Source organism: Streptomyces sp. NPDC030165 (assembly GCF_055573595.1).
In genome coordinates, this window is the sequence record NZ_JBVIBD010000072.1 from 1 (window position 1) to 2086 (window position 2086).

At 73.0% G+C, this 2086-nt stretch carries 5 protein-coding genes; all 5 read left to right on the forward strand.

Annotation, left to right across the window (positions count from 1 at the left end; translation table 11 throughout):
- Positions 1-86: 86 nt before the first annotated feature.
- The 5 genes from ACZ4Z1_RS42405 to ACZ4Z1_RS42425 are packed head-to-tail and all read left to right on the forward strand — an operon-like array spanning position 87 to position 1906.
- Positions 87-281, forward strand: a complete 195-nt coding sequence (locus tag ACZ4Z1_RS42405) for a hypothetical protein (RefSeq protein WP_468492062.1) — start codon at positions 87-89, stop codon at positions 279-281.
- Positions 281-550 (forward strand): hypothetical protein, encoded by a 270-nt coding sequence (locus ACZ4Z1_RS42410; protein ID WP_468492063.1) that lies wholly within the window; start codon positions 281-283, stop codon positions 548-550. The genes ACZ4Z1_RS42405 and ACZ4Z1_RS42410 overlap by 1 nt, the downstream gene beginning before the upstream one ends.
- A complete protein-coding gene (locus ACZ4Z1_RS42415) occupies positions 547-984 on the forward strand; it encodes a hypothetical protein (protein ID WP_468492064.1) in 438 nt (145 codons plus the stop codon). Before ACZ4Z1_RS42410 ends, ACZ4Z1_RS42415 begins: the two co-directional genes overlap by 4 nt.
- Complete coding sequence (locus tag ACZ4Z1_RS42420; protein ID WP_468492065.1) at positions 984-1253, forward strand: hypothetical protein; 270 nt, start codon at positions 984-986, stop codon at positions 1251-1253. The genes ACZ4Z1_RS42415 and ACZ4Z1_RS42420 overlap by 1 nt, the downstream gene beginning before the upstream one ends.
- Before the next feature lie 23 nt (positions 1254-1276).
- On the forward strand, positions 1277-1906 hold the full coding sequence (locus tag ACZ4Z1_RS42425) for a hypothetical protein (RefSeq protein WP_468492066.1): 630 nt from the start codon (positions 1277-1279) through the stop codon (positions 1904-1906).
- Positions 1907-2086 lie beyond the last annotated feature (180 nt).

The window sequence follows — 2086 nt, forward strand, 5'->3', positions numbered from 1 at the left end:
TGGACCGGCCCCGCCGCCCGCGGCCACTCCGACGGCGGCACCGGCCACCAGACCTGGACCGAAGACCCCGAAGCCGAGGAGGCGTCGTGACCGACACCTGCCCCGCCTGCTGCCGCCGCCGGATACCCCCGTGCGCCGAACGCCGCCGCGGCGAGCGGATCGTACACGGCTACCGCTGCCCCGGCTGCGGCCACCAGTGGGCCACCGCCCGGCACCTGCCCGCCTACTCCGACATCCACCGCCGCCGCGCCGAGCGGCACACGACGAAGAGGGCCGCCTGATGACCGCCCGCCCCACCGCCTCGCAGATCACCGACGACCAGCTCGACGCACTGTATGCCCGGCTGAAGCCCAGCAGCCGCTGCCGCAAGGGGCGCCCGAAGCTGACCGTTGAGCAGCAGGCGCTCGCCGACGACCTTCACGTCCGGGCGCTGGCGATCCGGGCCGTGTCCGAGGGTGAGCTGTCCGTCGCCGACGCCGTGCACCTGGCCGCCGTCCAGCTCGGCCTCGAATCCCCGCAAACCGACACGGAAGAGGCGGTCGAATCGTGACCCGACCCAGCGACACCCCAAACCGGGGCCCGCGAAGGGCCCTGGACGGCCCTGAGAGCGTCTCAACACCCCGAGGTGGCACCGAGCGACCGGGGGGCCTGAACGGCCCGCAGAAGGGCGCACAGAGCCTCGACGCTCTCCTTGCCCGGCTGATCACTGACGCTGCGCACCACACCCGGTGCGCCGAGTACGGCCGCGAACTCGGCCGCCCCGGCGAATGCGTCGCCGTGCACGACGGGTTCGCCGCCGGGTTCTGCGAGGCCGCCTGCTACACCGCCGACCTGATCGTCAGCGGAGAGTTGCAGTGGCGCGGCGCCCACCGCGTGCCAGGCGACGACGAGGCCGCCGCCGCGCGCGTGGCCGGGACACTCGCCGGGACACCGCAGGACCGGGCCCGGCAGATCCTGCGCGCCATCCGCGGGGAAGTCGCCTGATGCCCCGCGTGATCCGCGCCCGAGACGTCGAGACGGTCCTCGCCGGCGGCGGCTGCGAGCCGTCCGAGTACGACCCGGACTACGGCTGGGAGCCCGGCTACCGGGTGGCTCAGTCCGGCCGCCGCCAGGTCAACGTCTTCCACGACGGGCCCGGCGAGACCGCTGGCCTGGAGCAGTACACGGCCGAACTGCGCGCCGCCGGGCTCCACATCGTCGCCGACCAGGTGCCCGGCGGCGGACGGCGCCGCCTCCATGTCACCCGCCCCTGACTCGCCCGATCAAGGAGACCGCCATGCACGACCTCGCTGATGTCAACCCCGTTTGCATGATCTGCATGTTCGGCCTGCGGGACGGCGAGTGGGACCGCCTTGCGTGCCGCATCTGCCAGGACCGCGGGGTGACCATGCTCCGCGCCTTCCCGGCGCTCTACGACCAGCTCGGCGATCTGCTGGAGCCGGGGTCGGGCCGCGGCGACGGGCGGGTAAGCGGAACGCGTGGCGCGCCGCTTCCGTGCTCGCTGCACGTGCTGGACCTGCGGGCCCGCGGCGGGCTGGTGACCGTCCTCGCCGACTGGGAGGCCGCCGTCCGCGACGAACTCGGGTACACCGCAGCCGTGTTCCGGGGTGACCTGCGGCAGACCCTCGACGGGGTGGTCGGCTTCCTCGTCGGCAACACGCCGTGGATCTACAGCAGCTTCAGTGCTGCGGCCGACCTCCACCACGAAATCCGCGCCCTCCACGGCCACACCCAGCGGCTCGTCACCGGCGAACAAGCGGAACGCAAAGTGACCGTCCAGTGCGCGTGCGGGCAGCCGCTACGCGTCACCCTCACCACCCCCGGCCGGCGCTGCGGAACCTGCGGCGCGCAGTACGGGCACAGCGAAGTGCTGCAACTGCCGCTCGCTGACCGGGCCGCGGCGTGACCAGCACCCAACCCCACCGATCCGAGGAGGTATGCATGACCAACGCGCTTGACCAGCCGACCATCGAGCAGGCCCGCGCCCTGAACGAACGCATCCGCATCGCCGTCGAAGGCACCTGGCAGCTCATCCGGGAGGCGTACACCTCCCGCACCTGGGCCGTCCTCGGCTACGACAGCTGGG

Excerpts from the sequence above, each read along its gene's own strand:
- ACZ4Z1_RS42410 (WP_468492063.1), top strand. The coding sequence starts at position 281 with ATGACCGCCCGCCCCACCGCCTCGCAGATCACCGACGACCAGCTCGAC.
- ACZ4Z1_RS42420 (WP_468492065.1), top strand. The coding sequence starts at position 984 with ATGCCCCGCGTGATCCGCGCCCGAGACGTCGAGACGGTCCTCGCCGGC.
- ACZ4Z1_RS42425 (WP_468492066.1), top strand. The coding sequence starts at position 1,277 with ATGCACGACCTCGCTGATGTCAACCCCGTTTGCATGATCTGCATGTTC.